General features: G+C 67.1%; 17 protein-coding genes. 5 read left to right on the top strand and 12 right to left on the bottom strand.

Annotated features, from left to right (window positions below; genetic code table 11):
* Window positions 1–120 precede the first annotated feature (120 nt).
* A complete protein-coding gene (gene gltB, locus N0B15_RS01895; RefSeq protein WP_263017647.1) occupies window positions 121–4671 on the top strand; it encodes a glutamate synthase large subunit in 4551 nt (1516 codons plus the stop codon).
* 85 nt (window positions 4672–4756) lie between these two features.
* Here gltB and N0B15_RS01890 read toward each other — a convergent pair whose 3' ends face one another.
* From N0B15_RS01890 to N0B15_RS01880, 3 genes are all read right to left on the bottom strand, one after another.
* Window positions 4757–6307, bottom strand: a complete 1551-nt coding sequence (locus N0B15_RS01890) for a hypothetical protein (RefSeq protein ID WP_263017646.1) — start codon at window positions 6305–6307, stop codon at window positions 4757–4759.
* Window positions 6308–6397: 90 nt separating this feature from the next.
* The gene (locus N0B15_RS01885; protein WP_263017645.1) at window positions 6398–7048 is read right to left on the bottom strand and encodes a class I SAM-dependent methyltransferase; all 651 of its coding nucleotides are present in this window, start codon (window positions 7046–7048) and stop codon (window positions 6398–6400) included.
* A gap of 71 nt (window positions 7049–7119) precedes the next feature.
* The gene (locus tag N0B15_RS01880) at window positions 7120–7563 is read right to left on the bottom strand and encodes a universal stress protein (RefSeq protein WP_263017644.1); all 444 of its coding nucleotides are present in this window, start codon (window positions 7561–7563) and stop codon (window positions 7120–7122) included.
* A 95-nt stretch (window positions 7564–7658) separates the two neighbouring features.
* Between N0B15_RS01880 and N0B15_RS01875 the strand changes: the two genes are divergently transcribed.
* On the top strand, window positions 7659–8096 hold the full coding sequence (locus N0B15_RS01875) for a universal stress protein (protein WP_263017643.1): 438 nt from the start codon (window positions 7659–7661) through the stop codon (window positions 8094–8096).
* On the opposite strand, the gene N0B15_RS01870 is transcribed toward N0B15_RS01875, so the two are convergent.
* The 4 genes from N0B15_RS01870 to N0B15_RS01855 form a co-directional block, all read right to left on the bottom strand.
* Window positions 8084–8497: a hypothetical protein gene (locus N0B15_RS01870; protein ID WP_263017641.1), complete on the bottom strand. Its 414-nt coding sequence runs from the start codon at window positions 8495–8497 to the stop codon at window positions 8084–8086. The genes N0B15_RS01875 and N0B15_RS01870 overlap by 13 nt on opposite strands.
* A gap of 85 nt (window positions 8498–8582) precedes the next feature.
* Complete coding sequence (locus tag N0B15_RS01865) at window positions 8583–9281, bottom strand: DUF4336 domain-containing protein (protein WP_263017640.1); 699 nt, start codon at window positions 9279–9281, stop codon at window positions 8583–8585.
* Between the two features lie 42 nt (window positions 9282–9323).
* On the bottom strand, window positions 9324–10172 hold the full coding sequence (locus tag N0B15_RS01860) for a universal stress protein (protein WP_263017639.1): 849 nt from the start codon (window positions 10170–10172) through the stop codon (window positions 9324–9326).
* Window positions 10173–10283: 111 nt separating this feature from the next.
* Window positions 10284–11696: a sulfatase family protein gene (locus N0B15_RS01855; protein ID WP_263017637.1), complete on the bottom strand. Its 1413-nt coding sequence runs from the start codon at window positions 11694–11696 to the stop codon at window positions 10284–10286.
* Window positions 11697–11839: 143 nt separating this feature from the next.
* Between N0B15_RS01855 and N0B15_RS01850 the strand changes: the two genes are divergently transcribed.
* Complete coding sequence (locus N0B15_RS01850) at window positions 11840–12262, top strand: universal stress protein (RefSeq protein ID WP_263017635.1); 423 nt, start codon at window positions 11840–11842, stop codon at window positions 12260–12262.
* Between the two features lie 45 nt (window positions 12263–12307).
* Window positions 12308–12724, top strand: coding sequence for a universal stress protein (locus tag N0B15_RS01845; RefSeq protein ID WP_263017633.1), 417 nt, complete (start codon window positions 12308–12310; stop codon window positions 12722–12724).
* Between the two features lie 6 nt (window positions 12725–12730).
* Here the strand turns inward: N0B15_RS01845 and N0B15_RS01840 are convergent, their stop codons facing one another.
* The 4 genes from N0B15_RS01840 to N0B15_RS01825 all read right to left on the bottom strand — a co-directional run bounded on the left by N0B15_RS01840 (window position 12731) and on the right by N0B15_RS01825 (window position 15703).
* A complete protein-coding gene (locus N0B15_RS01840) occupies window positions 12731–13363 on the bottom strand; it encodes a universal stress protein (RefSeq protein ID WP_263017631.1) in 633 nt (210 codons plus the stop codon).
* Between the two features lie 79 nt (window positions 13364–13442).
* A complete protein-coding gene (locus N0B15_RS01835; protein ID WP_263017629.1) occupies window positions 13443–13904 on the bottom strand; it encodes a hypothetical protein in 462 nt (153 codons plus the stop codon).
* Entirely contained in the window at window positions 13901–14848 is a 948-nt protein-coding gene (locus tag N0B15_RS01830; RefSeq protein WP_263017628.1) for an eCIS core domain-containing protein, read from the bottom strand. The genes N0B15_RS01835 and N0B15_RS01830 overlap by 4 nt, the downstream gene beginning before the upstream one ends.
* Before the next feature lie 306 nt (window positions 14849–15154).
* A complete protein-coding gene (locus tag N0B15_RS01825; RefSeq protein ID WP_263017627.1) occupies window positions 15155–15703 on the bottom strand; it encodes a hypothetical protein in 549 nt (182 codons plus the stop codon).
* A 135-nt stretch (window positions 15704–15838) separates the two neighbouring features.
* Between N0B15_RS01825 and N0B15_RS01820 the strand changes: the two genes are divergently transcribed.
* The gene (locus N0B15_RS01820; RefSeq protein WP_263017626.1) at window positions 15839–16024 is read left to right on the top strand and encodes a hypothetical protein; all 186 of its coding nucleotides are present in this window, start codon (window positions 15839–15841) and stop codon (window positions 16022–16024) included.
* Here N0B15_RS01820 and N0B15_RS01815 read toward each other — a convergent pair.
* Window positions 16012–16392 (bottom strand): hypothetical protein, encoded by a 381-nt coding sequence (locus tag N0B15_RS01815; RefSeq protein ID WP_263017625.1) that lies wholly within the window; start codon window positions 16390–16392, stop codon window positions 16012–16014. The genes N0B15_RS01820 and N0B15_RS01815 overlap by 13 nt on opposite strands.
* Window positions 16393–16463 lie beyond the last annotated feature (71 nt).

Below are 16463 nucleotides of genomic sequence, written 5' to 3'. Positions count from 1 at the left end.
CAGCGCACATATTCCACCGGTCTCGGGAAAATCCATACCCCTTATATTCACTTGTATGTGTTTATAATACCCTTAGCCATTATGGATTACGCTCTTATGTGGGTTTTCTCGAGTACTCCTATGCAACAGCCACAGCGGGCACACTCTGCTGACCGTTCGCGGGGTCTCGCCGACCCGGCGGACGAGCGGTCGAACTGCGGTGTCGGCGTCGTCATGGACCTCGATGGCGGGACGGGCCACGACATCGTCGCCGACGGTCTCGAACTGCTCGTCAACCTCGAACACCGCGGCACCACCGGCGCGGAGAAGAACACCGGTGACGGGGCTGGCATCTTACTCCAGACGCCCCACCGGTTCTTCCGTGCGGTTCTCGACTGCGACCTTCCCGACCCCGGTGCGTACGCCGTCGGGTCGTTCTTCTTTCCACAGGAGACCGACGCCCGCGAGGCGCTCGTCGACCTCGTCGAAGACTCTCTCGAGCGCTACGACCTCGAGGTACTCGCCTGGCGCGACGTCCCGACGGACAACGACGGTCTCGGCCAGACCGCCCTCGACGCCGAACCGGACGTCTGGCAGGTGTTCGTAACTGCGAGCGACGACCTCACAGACGAGGCGCTCGACCGCCGTCTCTACGTCGCCCGGCGCGCACTCGAGAACCGGGTCGAGGAATCCGACCTCGAGGGCGCCGAACGCTTTTACGTCTGCTCGCTCGCCTCGAAGACCGTCGTCTACAAGGGCCTGCTCAAGGGCGTCCAGGTGTCGACCTACTACCCCGACCTGACCGACGAGCGGATCGAATCGAACTTCGTGATGGTCCACGAGCGCTTCTCGACGAACACGCTCGGTGCCTGGCACCTCGCCCACCCCTACCGCAACATCGTCCACAACGGCGAGTTCAACACCATCCAGGGCAACATCAACTGGATGCGAGCGCGCGAGACCGACCTCGAGAGTGAGGTCATCGACGGTCTCGACGCCGTCAAGCCGATCATCAACGACCCTGACCAGTCCGACACCGCGAGCGTCGACAACGCGCTCGAACTCCTCTTAGAGGACGGCCGCGACCTCGCACACGCGCTCCGCATGCTCGTCCCCGAGGCCTGGCGCAACGACGAGTCGATGGACCAGGACCGGCGCGACTGGTACGACTTCCACGCCTCGCTGGTCGAACCCTGGGACGGTCCCGCCCTCGTCGCCGCCACCGACGGCGAGCGCGTCGGTGCCGTCCTCGACCGGAACGGCCTGCGCCCCTGCCGGTACGACGTGACCACCGACAACCGACTGATCGTCGCGAGCGAGGCCGGCGCGCTCGACCCCGACCCCGAGAACATCGCCGAGCGCGGCCGCCTCCAGCCCGGCCAGCTCTTCCTCGCCGACCCGGACGAAGGCCGGGTCATCCCCGACGACGAGGTCTTCGAGGGTCTCGTCGACGAGCGCTACGGCGAGTGGGTCGCCGAGAACCAGGTCCGACTCGAGGAGGTCGCCTCGAGCGAACGCTCGCCTCGAGCGCCGGTCTCGAGCCTGCGCGGCCACCAGGCGACCTTCGGCTACACCCACGACGAACTCAACAACCTGGTCGAACCGATGGCCCAGAAGGGCAAAGACCCCGTCGGCTCGATGGGCGACGACACGCCGCTGTCGGTGCTCACCGAGTTCAACCGGCCGCTGTTTTCCTACTTCAAACAGCTGTTCGCCCAGGTGACGAACCCGCCGCTCGACTACATCCGCGAGGAGCTCGTCACCAGCCTCGAGAGCCGACTCGGCTACCAGCGCAACCTCCTCGACGAATCGCCCGAACACGCCCGCCAGCTCGTCTGTGACTCGCCCGTGCTCACCGACGCCCAGCTCGCCGCCATCCGCGACCAGGAGGTCGGCGACCTCGAGTCGGCGACGGTCGACATCACCTACACGCCGGCCGGCGACGCCGGTGACGACCTCGAAGCTGCCATCGAGCGCGTCCGCGAGGACGCCGTGGCAGCCATCGAGGCGGGGACCGACATCCTCGTCCTCTCGGACCGCGACCTCGATAGTGAGCACCTGGCGATTCCGAGCCTGCTCGCGACCGCCGCCGTCCACCACCACCTCGTCCGCACCGGCCTGCGAAACCACGTCGGTCTCGTCGTCGAGTCGGGCGACCCGCGGACGGTCCACCACCTCGCGACGCTCGTCGGCTACGGGGCGGGCGCGGTCAACCCCTACCTCGCCTTCCAGACCATCGAGGACCTCACCGCGGGTCCCGACGGTGCCGACGCCGAGGACGCCATCGCCGCCTACATCACCGCACTCGAGGACGGCCTGCTCAAGGTCATGGCGAAGATGGGCATCTCGACGGTCGAGAGCTACCAGGGCGCACAGATCTTCGAGGCCGTCGGTCTCGACTCGGATCTCGTCGCCGAGTACTTCGAGGGCACCGAGAACCGCACCCAGGGGATCGGTCTCGCCGAGATCGAAGCCGACGTCAGAGAGCGCCACGCTGCCGGCTTCGGCGACGAGGAGGCGGTCCTCGAGCGCTCGGGCGAGTTCGAACACCGCTCGAACGGCATCTACCACCAGTGGAACCCCCAGACCGTCGGCATCCTCCAGCAGTCGGTCCGGGCCAACGACTACGACCGCTACAAGGAGTTCGCCGAGCTGATCAACGACCAGAGTACGAACCTCCAGACGCTCCGCGGTCTCCTCGCGTTCGACTCCGAGCGCGACCCGGTCCCGCTCGAGGAGGTCGAACCCGTCGAAGAGATCGTCAGACGCTTCTCGACGGCCGCGATGAGCCTCGGCAGCCTCTCGGCGGAGGCCCACGAGAACAACTCCATCGCGATGAACCGCATCGGTGGGAAGTCGAACTCGGGTGAGGGTGGCGAGCCACCGGAGCGCTTCGGCACCGAACGCGAGTGTAACGTCAAGCAGGTCGCCTCGGCCCGCTTCGGCGTGACGAGCACCTACCTCTCGAGCGCCGACGAACTCCAGATCAAGATGGCTCAGGGGTCGAAACCCGGCGAGGGTGGCCACCTCCCCGGCATGAAAGTCGACGAGATGATCGCCCACGTCCGCAAGGCGACCCCCGGCGTCGGTCTCATCTCGCCGCCGCCGCTGCACGACATCTACTCCATCGAGGACCTCAAACAGCTGATCCACGACCTGAAGGCGGCCAACGAGTCGGCCGACATCAACGTCAAACTCGTCAGCGAGGCCGGCATCGGCACCATCGCCGCGGGCGTCGCGAAGGCCAACGCCGACGTCGTCCACATCTCCGGCGACTCCGGCGGGACCGGCGCGTCACCGCGCACCTCGATCAAACACGCCGGTCTCCCGTGGGAACTCGGTCTCGCCGAGGCGAACCAGATGCTCTGTCAGACCGGTCTCCGAGACCGCATCCGCGTCTCGGCCGACGGCGGGATGAAGACCGGCCGCGACGTCGCCGTCGCCGCCCTCCTCGGCGCAGAGGAGTACATCTTCGGCACCGCGAGCCTCGTCACGAGTGGCTGTGTGATGGCCCGCCAGTGTCACAAGAACACCTGCCCCGTCGGCGTCGCCACCCAGCGCGAGGACCTCAGAAAGCGCTTCCCCGGCGAACCCGAGCACGTCATCAACTACATGACGTTCCTCGCCGAGGAACTGCGCGAGATCATGGCCGACCTCGGCTTCCGCACCGTCGAGGAGATGATCGGTCAGGTCGACGTCCTGACCCAGCGCACCGACGTCGACCACCCCAAGGCCCGCCACGTCGACCTCTCGGCAGTCATCGCCCCGCTCGAGGGCGAGGCGCGGACCAAACGCCGCGAGCAGGACCACGAACTCGAGGACCAGCTCGACCGCGTCCTGATCGAGCAGGCGCAGACGGCCATCGACGAACAGGTTCCGACCACGCTCACCACCGGGATTTCGAACGTCGACCGCTCGGTCGGCGCGATGGTCTCGAACCGGGTAACCCGCCGGTACGGCGAACCCGGTCTCCCGGAGGACACCCTGACGGTCGACCTCGAGGGCACCGCCGGACAGAGCTTCGGGGCGTTCCTCGCCAGCGGCGTCTCGATGCACCTCACCGGCAGCGCCAACGACTACGTCGGCAAGGGTCTCTCCGGCGGCAAGCTCTCGGTGCGCACGCCCGCGACGGCCGCCTACACCGCCGCGGAGAACATCGCCATCGGCAACGTCGCCCTCTACGGAGCGACCGGTGGCGAGTGTTACGTCAACGGTCTCGCGGGCGAGCGTTTCGCCGTCCGCAACTCCGGCGCGAAAGCCGTCGTCGAGGGCGTCGGCGACCACGGCTGTGAGTACATGACCGGCGGCGTCGTCGCCGTCCTCGGTGAGACGGGCAAGAACTTCGCCGCGGGCATGTCCGGCGGCGTCGCCTACGTCTACGACCCCGACGGGTCGTTCGCCGACCGCGCCAACACCGAGATGGTCACCCTCTACGACGACCTCGACGAGTCCGACGAGAGCATGCTCCGACGGCTCGTCGAGAACCACGTCGCCTACACCGGCTCAGAGCGAGCCACGGCCCTCCTCGAGCACTGGGAGCGCGAACTCGAGTCGTTCGTCAAGGTGATGCCCGACGCCTACCACGACGCAATCACCGAGGACGGCCGTGACGACGTCCGCGAGACGCTCCCCGAGAGCGCGTCGGCCCCCGTCGAGGCGAGTTCGACGGAGTTCGCGACGAGCGACGACTGACACGGCGACCTGGTCTTTTTCGCGTACGATCTCTCGGAGACCACTGTGTACCTGTGAGAATATTCACGGTCTGTACTGAGCCGTCTCAGTAGACGACCAACCGCCAGGCCAGTTCACCCAGGTGCGGTGTTCCGACCTCTTCGGGTCGGTCGATGCCGATCTCGTCGACGGTGTACGTCTGTCGCGCGTGGTGGTCGATGTGAGTCTCGAAGCCTTCACGGTCCGGTTCACCGACGGTCACGTTCACCCGTAGCTCGGTCTCGAGGAGCGTCTCACGCTCCGTATCGACCGTCGCCCGTGCCCACGATTCGTTCACATCGGTGACTTCTCTGTGAGCACTGGAATCGGCGAGTGGGTGCAGTTGGTCGTGGTCGTCGACTTCGAGGGTGATCGTGTTCTCGTCGCTCGCTACGATCGTCCACCCCGTCACGCCCGGGAACGGATCGTAGAGTTCGTACTCGTTGGCGGTGTAGACGTAGCCAGGTTCAGCCGAGCCGATTCGGCCGTCTTCCATCTCCCACGTGCCGAGTGAGAATCCCCGAACGCCCGGCCCAGCAGCCATCACGCCGGTCGAGTGATACGCCCACTCGGTGGCGTCGTCACTCGCCCAGTACAGTACGAACTGACGTGTGTCCCGGTCGATTTTCTGCACGAAGACGGACGACTCGTCCGAACTGGGGGACCACGAGCGAGTGTCGTGATTCGCCCGGTCGGTGTTCTCGAGTGCCGTCGCATAGAGACCGTCCGGATCAGCCGGAAGGGGTTCGGGTGCGGTGTCGACTGGCCGTACCTCCCCCATTCGGACGGCTCCCGCGGCCGTAACGAGGGCCGTGAGGACGAGACACACCACGAGGAGGCGCACGAGCGGGAGCGGCCGGTCGCTCGAGGACGGAAGCGACGTGGCGGCCAGGGCGAAAAACGCCGCGAGTCCGATCGAAACCGCAGCAGCGATAGGCAGGAGGAATACCCAGGTGACGACGTGCGAGTAGAGTCCGGCGCGAACTGCACCGAGACCATCGCTGACCGACTCCACGGCGACTCCGGTGAGCACCGCGAGCGCACCGAACCCTCCGGCACACACCGCAAGTAGGAGGAGGGCACGTGGCTGCTCGAGCGCCACTGTCACTGTCTCACGGAGTGCCTCTCTCGCGCTCGCACCGCGCTCGAGACGGACCACCGTCAGTGTCGGCAGTGACCAGCAGGCGGCCGTACAGATGGCGATACCCAGCAACGGTCCCAGAAGCGTCCACTCGAGCGTGATCCACTCCTGGACACCGAACCAGTACAGACCGTACCGGATCGGCGTATCGACGAGGACGAAGAGCGCGCTCCCGAGAACGAGTGCAACGGCGTGGCCGACGACGGCGACGATACCAACCGCCACGAGTCGCCTCGTCCACCCCGGACGGCCACTCCCTTCTGGACCGGATTCGACACCGAGGTCGGCTCGTACCGGTGGCACCACCGTGGCCATCGCGAGCACGGCGAACACCGGTGGCCAGCAGACGAACAGTAGCGGGTGGATTCCGGCGAGCACGGATCTGAGCAGTATCTCGCCGAGTCCTGCTGCGAGAGCAACGGCGAACAGTCGTTCGTCTTCGAGAGTCACCCCGAGGGCGGTGCGGAGGGCTGCCATATCCTCTGGTTTGTGCGACGATAGATGTATATTTCGCAACAAGTGTCCGAATAGATGTACAGCCGATTGTATCGAATACGGGCTACTCGCTCACGCGACTCGAGCGTGCACGTACGAGAACCGCGCCTCGTCCTCGACCATGCCGCTGTCGACCTCGCCGCGCTCGAGGACGGTGAAGCCCGCTCGTTCGAGGTGTCGGCGGGTCTGTTCGCGGCCTGCCATCTGCCAGCGCATCTCGACGCCGGCGTCGAGCCAGTCCGGGTTGGTGCCGGTCCAGGGCGTGCACCCACCGGTGAGGAGTAGCCGGCCGCCGGGGCGGAGGACGCGGGCGAACTCCGAGAGGACGGCACCGTCCTCGGCAACGGGGACGTGAATCAGTGAGTGGAGGGCGACGACGACGTCGAAGGATGCTGCGGCGAACGGGAGCCGTGCCATCTCTCCCTGACACAGCGATGCCGCGGGTGCGCGCCCGCGGGCGATCTCGAGCTGGCCACTCGAGAGGTCGAGACCGACGGCGTCTACCCCGTCTGGCTCCGGCTCCGGACTGCTCACCGCCGTCAGTACTGGTTCACCGACGCCACAGCCTGCGTCGAGGAGGCGGTCGCCTGGCTCGACCGTCTCGAGGAAGTCAGTGACGACGGCCGACTCGAGCGGCGTCTCGGCCCGTCGCTCCGCGTAGGTTGGGGCGAGTCGGTCGTAGCCGCGCCTGATAGCGGTTTTTTCGCGAGTGGCGTCGTCCATACTGCTCGGCAATGGGGATGGGAGACATGCCTCTTCCGGTGGTGTGTGCCTCCTTCCCACGGGCTGGTGGGTTAGTTGTCGCCGTGCTCGTCCGCCAGGGCAGGAGGCACCACCGTCACCGGCACCGACGCGAGTCGCGTCACCCGGTCGGCGGTGCTCCCAAGGATGGCTTCGGGGAGCGTCTGGTCGCCGTGGCGGCCGAGGACGATCGTTTCCGCCCCGATTTCTGCTGCGTACTCGAGGATCACGGTGTCCGGACGGCCCCGACGGATCTCGACGTCGAACGCCGGTCCGTTTCCGTCGTAGGCGTCGACGACGCCCGCGACCGTCTCCGTGACGGTTCGGTTGAGGTCGTCGACCTCGTCGACGCCGAACCGGAGCGGGTTCGCCCCGGAGTCGACGACCGAGAGGACGCTGACGGTCGCCTCGACGCTCCGCGCCAGGTCGATCGCGTGCGCCAGCGCCGCGGCCGCCGTCTCGCTGTCGTCGATCGCGACCAGAATCGTGTCGTACATACGGACGCTACGGTGCGTGCAGTGAAATCGGTACCCCTCCTCGAGCGCACCCCGCCTGGGCAGTGATTTACCGTGCTCGAGGTCGATGGGGGCGTATGTTCGAGACGATACTGGTTCCGACCGACGGGAGCGAGCACGCCGCGGCCGCCGTCGACCGGGCGCTCTCGCTCGCGGCCGAACACGACGCGACCGTCCACGCCGTCTGCGTCGCCGAGACCGGCCCGCTCGGCTACCTTCGGTTGCCGGGAGAGACCGAGAGTGCCGAGGAGGCGATCAACGCCCAGGCGAGACGCGTCGTCGGCGCGGTGGCGGACCGGCCGGCCGCCGGCGGTCTCACGGTGGAGACGGCAGTGCTCACGGGACCGCCCGGAACGGCGATCCTCGAGTACGCCGGCGAGGTGGACGCGGACCTCATCGTGATGGGGTCGCGTGGACGCGGTGGGGTCCACCGTCTCGCGGTTGGGAGTGTCACCGACCACGTGATCCGCTTCGGTGACCTCGACGTGTTCGTGACCACGGCTCACTCGTCGTGAGCGAACCGGTTGATCGCGTTCGTTCTGACGCCGATCGACCAGCCGACGAGCGCGAGACCGACGTAGATGCCGACCGCCGGCAGGGCGTAGGCCTCGAGGACGAGTTCCGGTGTGAACCCGAGCGTGTCGAGTCCCAGTCCGAGCAACAGCGAGCAGAGAAACAGCGCCACGCCGACGTCGAGCGAGCGAAGCGACGGCACCGGACCGGGATCCGAGAAGAGGCGACCGATGGCGTACCAGCCGACCGTGTACGTCGCCCAGCCGAGGACGAGGACGGCAGACACTGTCAGGCGCTCGTCGGGGAAGTACCGCGGCAGGTACGCGAGGTGGAGGATACACGTCGCGACGAGTGCGCTCACGCCCACGACGAACACCGTGGCTGTCTCCGACCGGGAAGTCATCGACCGTCCCAATGTGGTGCGCCGACAAAGGCGTTCTCACGTCAGCCGTGAACGCACGGATGCTCTCGCAGCCGTCGTGATGACTTCACCACAGCCAGCCGAATCCCTCGAGTACCGCCCGTTTGCCGCCGGTCTCGAGGACGTCACCGTGGCCCGGAACGACCCGATCGAACTCCCACGCGAGGACCTCGTGCATCGACCGCCGGAGCGTCGCCTCGTTGGTCACCGTCAGCCGGTAGTCGATCGGTGGACCGATGCGCCGGTAGACGCCGACGAGGCGCGCGTAGAGGCGCGTCCGGAGCGGGCTCCCCGGGCCGATGTGGTAGCCGATATCGCCCAGCAGGAGCGTCCGACTCGGCCGGTGGACGAACGCGAGTTCGGTCAGCAGCCGGTTGCCCATGATCGCGACCTGGTCGATGTCCGTCGCCCACCGGGGATCCGGCGTGTCGCCCAGCAGGCCGTCGAAGGTGAGGTCGGTTCGGCGCCCGTCGAGTCCGGGCGCGGCGAACAACTCGACGTCCGGCCACGCCGCCCGGTACTGCTCCATGTACAGGTGGCCGTGGAGTTTGCTCGCGGGAACGACGAAGCGCACCGCTCCGAGACGCTCGAGTGCCGCATGGAGCTGTGGCGTCAATTCGGCCGGCGAGTGAACGAAGAGTCCCCCGCTCGAGAGTCGGACCACGGTCATGATCCGGCCGATTTCGACTCCGAGAAACCGGAGCGGCTCCTCGTAGGTCCAGAGATTCGGTCCGCGCTGTCTGAGTCCGTCCGGTGCGGTGACCATCGTCGGTCCAGTTCACCGCCCGTCTCGAAACGCCTACTGGTCTCACTCGTCGCCGTCGCTCGCACGGACCGTCAGGACCGGGATCTCGGCGGTTCGCAACACGTCCTCGGCGACGCTCCCGAGAACCATCCGGCTCAGCCCGCCACGCCCGCTCGTGCCGACGACGAGGAGGTCGGCCTCGGACTCTGCGGCCCCCGCACGGATCTCTTCTGCGGCCTCGCCGAACCGCACCTCGCTGGTGACCGCTTCGAGTCCGGCCTCGCTCGCGAATTCTTCGGCCCGCTCGATCGCCTCGCGGGCACCGGACTCGAGGCGGCCGATCCGGGTGTCGTCGGGACCGTTCGATTCGAGGTCCTCGGGTGGCACGTCGGCGACCGACAGCAGGTGGACGGCCGCGTCGTGCTCGCGTGCGAGGGACACCCCCGCAGTGACTGCCGCGGTCGCGGCCTCGCTCCCGTCGGTCGCGATGGTGACGTGACGGTAGGGGTACTCGTGGCTGGCGTGGCCGTCGGCACCGACGACGATGACGGGGACGGGTGACTCGCGGACGACGCCTTCGGTGACGCTCCCGAGGACGAGACGCTCGAGTCCCGCCCGTCCGCACGACCCCATGACGATGGCGTCGACGGTGGCGTCCCTGGCGGTCTCGAGGATCGTCTCCGTGGGGTCGCCCCCGCGGACGTCCTCGATCGCGTGTGCGCCGCGGTCGTCGACGAGCGTTCGGCCGTCGCCAGCGATCGCTGCACCGGTCGTATCGACGGTATCGTCTCCGTCGCCGACGTGGAGGACGTGGACCGTCGCGCCCACGGCCGCCGCGAGGTCGCCTGCGTGCTCGAGCGCTGCGGTCGCCGTCTCGCTGCCGTCAGTTGGGACGAGAATCCGATCGTACATGGTCGGGGGATTCTCACCGGAGGTACTTGGATTCGTGCGTTCGCTCGCCGCCGAACGCCGCCAGCGGACTCTCGTCCGTGGCCGGGTCGAGCACCTCTCAGACGGACCGTTTCACGTCGTGTCCGTCGGCCAGCTGGTGATCTCTTCGTAGTCGCCGGGTGGGAGTGGCCCCTCGAGCAGCGGGTCGTCGGTCGCCTCCATCCACTCGCGGAGTGTCTCGGAGAGGTCGGCGACGACGTCTTCGTAGCGTGGCTCGCGGACCACGTTGTCCTGTTCCTGTGGATCCTCGTGGAGGTCGTACAGCTCCTCGTACGCCCGTGGGGGCGTCGCCCAGTCCTCTCTGACCTCGCGGCCGGCCTCGCTCGCGAAGATGTCCTTGGTGAAGTACACCTCGGGGAGGTGCCAGAAGTTCTTGATGAACTTGTAGCGCTCAGTGCGGACGGCCCGGACCGGGTCGTACATGTCGTGCCAGGTCATCTCGGCGAACAGATGCTCGTGTGGCCGGTAGCCGTCCTCATCGCCGCCGCCCGCACTTCCGTCCTCACCCGCACTCCCGTCGGCTCTCCCACCTCGCTCGTCGTCGAGTAACCCGAGGAAGCTCCGGCCGTTCACCGCGTCCGGGACCTCGAGTCCGACCAGTTCGAGAACCGTCGGCAACACGTCGACGTTGCTGAGGAGTTCGTCGTAGTGACGGCCGCCGTCGGCGACGCCCGGGTAGCGGACGATCAGCGCCGCCTCGATGCCCGCGTCGTAGACGCTTCCTTTCGCTCGCGGGAAGGCGATGCCGTGTTCGGTCGTGAAGATGACGACCGTCTCGTCGGCGATGCCTGCCTGCTCGAGGCTCTCACAGATCGTCCCGACGGCGTCGTCGAGGGCGTAGACCATGCCGTGCATCTCCGCGAGGTCGAGCCTGATTCCACGGCGGTCCGGCAGGTACGGCAGTGGGCGGACCTCGTCTGGGTCGTCGGTGTCGTAGTGGCCGGCGTCGAAGCCAAAGCGGCCGTTCTCCTCTTCGACGCGGTGGAGTTCGAAGAAGCCGACGGAGGCGAAAAACGGGCCGTCGTACGCCCCCTTCTCGAGGAAGGTCGAGACGACCGAGGCGACGTTTCGCGCCCGGTTCGCCTGGTGGACTGCGGGCGTCACTCCGGGGTAGAGGTTCCCCTCCGAGTGGACGTGGTCGTACTCGAGGCGGTCGGTGTCCTGTGTGACGTGCTGGAGACCGAAGAGGTGCGTCTCGTAGCCCGCCTCCTGTAAGTACTGGGGCATGATCCGCTCGTCGGTCCCCAGTTCCCAGCTTCCGTGTGCGAGCCCCATCAGCCCGTTGACGTGGGGGTACCGGCCGGTCAGCAGGCTGCCACGGCTCGGCGAACACTGCGGAGCGGTGACGAAGTGACGGTCGAAGACGGCACCGTCGGCCGCGAGCGCGTCGATCGCTGGCGTCTCGATGTCTTCGCCGTAACAGCCCAGATAGCGCCCGAGATCGTGGCAGTGTATCAGGAGTACGTTCGGCCGAGAGTCACCCATGACCTCCATCCTACCACGACCCGCGGGATAATACTTCGAGGTACGGACAGCCGTCAGCGCTCGGCGTCGGCGAGCGGCGTCTCGAGCGTCGCGGAGCGTTCCAGAGCGCGTGCATTGATACGCGCGCCGGGTGAATGCGTCCCATGGCCCGTACGATCCTCGTTCCGTTCGACGGCTCGCCCCACGCCCGCGCCGGACTCGAGTACGCCTTCGAGACCTACCCCGACGCCGCCGTCACCGTCTTACACGTCGTCGAACGGACGGGTGAACTCGGCTTCGACGACCAGGCGCTCGAGGCGTGGCTCGAGCGCGTCGACGCCGCGCGCGCGGACGCACAGGACGTCCTCGAGCGGGCGGAAGCGATTGCAGCGCAGCGAGACCGTCCGCTCGAGACGGCGCTGTGGGTCGGGCGGCCGACGACGGCGATTCTCGCCTATACGACCGAGGCGGACGTCGACCACGTGGTCATCGGGAGTCGCGGCACGGGCGATGCCGACGGCCACCTCGGCAGCGTCGCCGACGCCGTCGTCCACCGCTCGCCGGTGCTCGTCACCGTCGTCCGCTGAGACCGCTGGCGTACAGCTAAGTGCGTCCGCCGACTGCTCTCGAGTATGCACGTCCTCGTCGCACTCGACGACTCTGAGCCCGCCCGGGTGGCGTTCGACTACGCGCTCGAAACCTTCCCCGACGCCGACATCACCGCCGTCCACGTCGTCGACATCTCCGGGAGTGTCTACGGCGAGTACGGCCACGTCGGGGCCGACGCCCTCCTCGAGCAGAAACGTGAGGACGCCGCGGCGTTGTTCGACGACCTCCTCGAGACGGCGCCACCACACGACGGGTCGATCACCACCGAGACGGCCGTCGGTAGTCCCGCGCGCGAACTCGTCGCCTACGCCGACGAGCACGACGTCGACCACGTGGTCATCGGCAGCCACGGCCGCTCGGGCGTCTCGCGCGTCCTCCTCGGGAGCGTCGCCGAAGTGGTCGCCCGTCGCGCCCCCTGTCCGGTGACGATCGTCCGGTGACCGCTCTCACTCGGTCTCGGTGACCGTGACCGCCCCGCTCAGTCTGTCGACGTGGGCCGTGTACGCTCGCTCCCCGTCAGTCGCGTGAACGAGCCAGAAGCCACCGCGTTCGCGTACCTCCTCGAGCGTCGCCTCCGCCTCGAACGCCGCCTCATCCTCGAGTGCGCTCGCTGCGAGCGTCCGCGCCTCCCCGGGGGTCGAGACGCGCTCGTCCTCCTCGCCCGCGTGACTCACGAGGACCGACCGGTCGGCACGCTGCATGATCGTCTCCGTGACGCTCCCCAGCACGAACCGGTCCATGCCACGGCCGCCGTGGGTCCCCATCACGATCAGGCCGACGTCCTGGCTCGCTGCGTACTCGAGGATGGTCTCGTGAGCGACGCCGTCGTCGACGACCGAGACGACCTCGAGTCCGTCGGGTGCGTCCGCGGCGATCCCGTCGGTGACGGCTCTTGCCCGTTCGTACACCGCCTCGCGAGCGTCGTCTACGGGCGGGCCGAACGGGAACGCTCCCTCGATGTCGACGACGTAGAGGACGTAGACGGTCGCGTCGAAGCGCGTCGCGAGTTCGAACGCCTGTTCGACCACGCGTGCGGCGGTCTCGCTCCCGTCGGTCGGCACTAACACGGTGCGGTACATACCTCGAGCGTCGACGGCCAGCACCAAAGCGCTCGTGTCGATTCACACGGTGCGAACGCACTCGACGCGCGTCCGTCGCTCACTCGAGTGCGGCCAGGTCGGTCCGAGACGCGAGCACCCGCAGGTGAGGGCCGTCGGCGCCTCCCGCCTCGAGACAGCGCGCCAGATCCGCCGATGGCTCGACGGAGATGGTCCCACAGCCGATATCGAGAACGACGCCACCGTCCGCGTCCGTCGCACACACCCGGCCGAGAAACTCGTAACTCCACGCCGATGCCCCCTCGTCCGTCTCGCGGACGTCCCTCGTCGGTGTGTCGAGGCGTTCGACCGCACTCGAGAGCACCGAGACGGCGAGGTCGACCGTCGATCCCACGTGGTCGTCCGTCACGGCCATCGAGGGGTCGAACAGCGCGAGTCTCGTGGCGCTCGTCGTCGCCTCCTCGAGTGCGACCGTCACCGTCTGGTCGTAGACGACGCCCTCGTACTCGGCCTCCGGTGTCCGTTCGCAGACGGTGGCGGTGAGTGTTGGCTCGAGTGTCATTTCTTCCTCTTTGGATGAGCCGTCACGACGAATCCGTTCGAACCTACACCAACGACGATATTCTTGGTCTCTGTAAGGTTATCCTTGTACTGCCTTCGCCCCTTGCTTGTCCCTTCCGTGCCGTACTGTATCGCGTTCATGATTGCATTTCGTAGCGTATCCCCTTCGAATCCCAACTCCTCGAACTGTCCTCCGTGTCTGCTGATAATGTGTGTCCACCCGGCCCTCTCGTTCCCTTGCTCTAACCAGCAGACCTTCCCTTCCTGGTCCGTTACGACGAATCTCGTCGTCTCTGGATCGTGTTTCTGGTGCCTGTACGTCTCCATGTGCGCCTCGGTCACATCTGGGCCGAGTACTGCCGTCGCTGGGAGTCCGTACCGCTCCTGTAGCGATGTGCCACCTCCCGACGCGCCACCTCCGGACGCTGCACCGCTTTCAGACTCACTCCCACACCGCTGGAGCGCTCGCTTCCTACTGGACTGGCGAACGTGGGCAAGTTCGTGTGCAATGAGGTATCGTCCACTTTCACTCTCCGGGTCGTACTCGCCGCGGCCGAACGCGACGTGGTTGCCGACGGTGAACGCCCGCGCGTCGACCGCCGAGGCGGCCGCCGCCGCCCGCACGCCCGTGTGGATTCTGACGTCCTCGAACGATGTCCCTAGCTTCGCTTCCATCTCCTCACGAACCGACGCCTCGAGCGGCTGGCCGGGTTCCGAGACGACCGCTCTCACGGCGTCTGGCACACCTGCATCTCCAGCAGGCTCGGTCTCCGCCTGTGCGCCCGCCGATCGGTAGAGGCTCGTCGTGTCGATGTCGGTCCCACTCTCTCGGCTCCACTCAGTTCCACGCCGAATCGTCTCGCCCGCCTCGGTGTTGAACCCCGCAGGCAGCCCACCCTGACTCGCCCAGTAGTGGACCTGCTCGAGACCGTGTTCTTCGACCAACCGAAAGACGTACCGGCCCGCCTGGCTATCCTGACGCGCCGGATCTGCCCAGGAGAGAGCCGGTCTGGCCGACCGCCGTGCTGGCTGGCGTCGGTCGGTCTCCGACTGCTCCGTCGACTGCTCCCGTCTCGCTCGCTCACGATTTAGCACCATCCATCACCTCGGTTCGCTCTTGTTCCTGCCGCGTCTGCTGTTCGTTCCCATTGACTCGCTCTTTAGCAAGTCTCTATCCAATGGGCATTACTGTTGCTGCCATTCACCCTGGCGTCGGGATACGCCGATGCACGTAGAAACTGGTGTGGCACCTCACTCGAGCAACGCCTCGAACTCGTCGAGGAACGTCGCGAACGCGGGTTCGGCGACCTCGTAGGTCTCGGCACGACGCTGGTACGCCCGGCCTGCCTCGAGCGCCGCCCGGGACAGGTCGTCGAGGTTCACGAGGTAGCCCCGCGCGCTCTCCGGGTGGGGCGTGGGGACCTCGGATCCGTCGCCGAGCTGCTCGTGGGTCTGGAAGGCGAGACGGAGGTGCTCGTCGGTGACCGGCTCGAACAGCAGGTAGTAGCGCCATCCCTCGAAGGTGTGCTCGAGGGAGTCGTAGCGTTCGACCTCGCCGCGGAGGAGTCGCTCGAGACGCTCGAGGATGGCGGGGAGGTCGAGTGCGAGGAAGTCCCCGACGTACTCGGGGTCCCACTCGCCCCACTCGAGGGCCGCCTCGTTCACGAAGCGGGTGACGCGCGTGCCGTCGACGCTGACGCGGAGCGCGCCGCCGCCGACCGAGCACAGTTCGGGACCGTCCGCGGTGACGATCGATACCTCGACGCTGCCGTCTACGGGTTCGCTGGTGTGCTGGCTCATGGGTTCTCCCGAGGAGCGCGTTTCCTGGACCTCACTCTCTGTGACCGGTTCTGGGCTGGGCGACCCTCACTGTTGTGCTGGACGCTCGAGCCACCAACAGTGATACCACCCCGCGTGGTATCCGCGCAGACACAGATGGCCACACTCGAGCGCTCTCCGGCCGACCGGGTGACCGTCGCGCTGACGGTCGTCTTCTCGCTGTCGCTCCTCGTCGTCTCCCGCAGCGGTGACCCACGTCTCTGGATCGGCTGGTCGGTGCTGATGGTCGTCCTCTCGGGTGCCGCCCTGATCCGGTTCAACCGGCCCACTCACCGTCCGTAGTCGTACCAGAGCGCGTAGAGGCTCGTGACACCGACCACGACGAGAATCGGCCACGCGGTCCCCACCGTGACGAGGTACGTGACGTACTGCTCCCAGACGGGGAGCGACGGATCGACCGGAAGCACGGTGACAACGTACTCGTCGTAGAAATTAGGTCCCACTGCAGTCGGATGCCCCACCCAGGCCACCAGTGCAGTATGCCCGCCTGCCAGCAGCCTGCGACCGAGTTCGATCGCGAACACGGCGGCGAGGCTGGTCGCCACGAACAGGCTGGCGAGGTGGCGGACCACGCAGTCGACGTGGTAGGCATTCCTGACGAGTACCGGATCGCGGGCCGCACCCATCGTCGTTCGTCGTCTCTCAGTCATACACCACGGTTCGTCCTCGTCACAATCAGTTCACGTGGGTGTTCTCTCGAGTCGAATCCGCTCACCCGACT

Origin of the sequence: Natronobiforma cellulositropha, assembly GCF_025629245.1 — an archaeon.
In the GTDB taxonomy this organism is placed as follows: Archaea; Halobacteriota; Halobacteria; order Halobacteriales; family Natrialbaceae; genus Natronobiforma; species Natronobiforma cellulositropha.
This window is presented reverse-complemented; position numbering and strand designations above follow the sequence as displayed.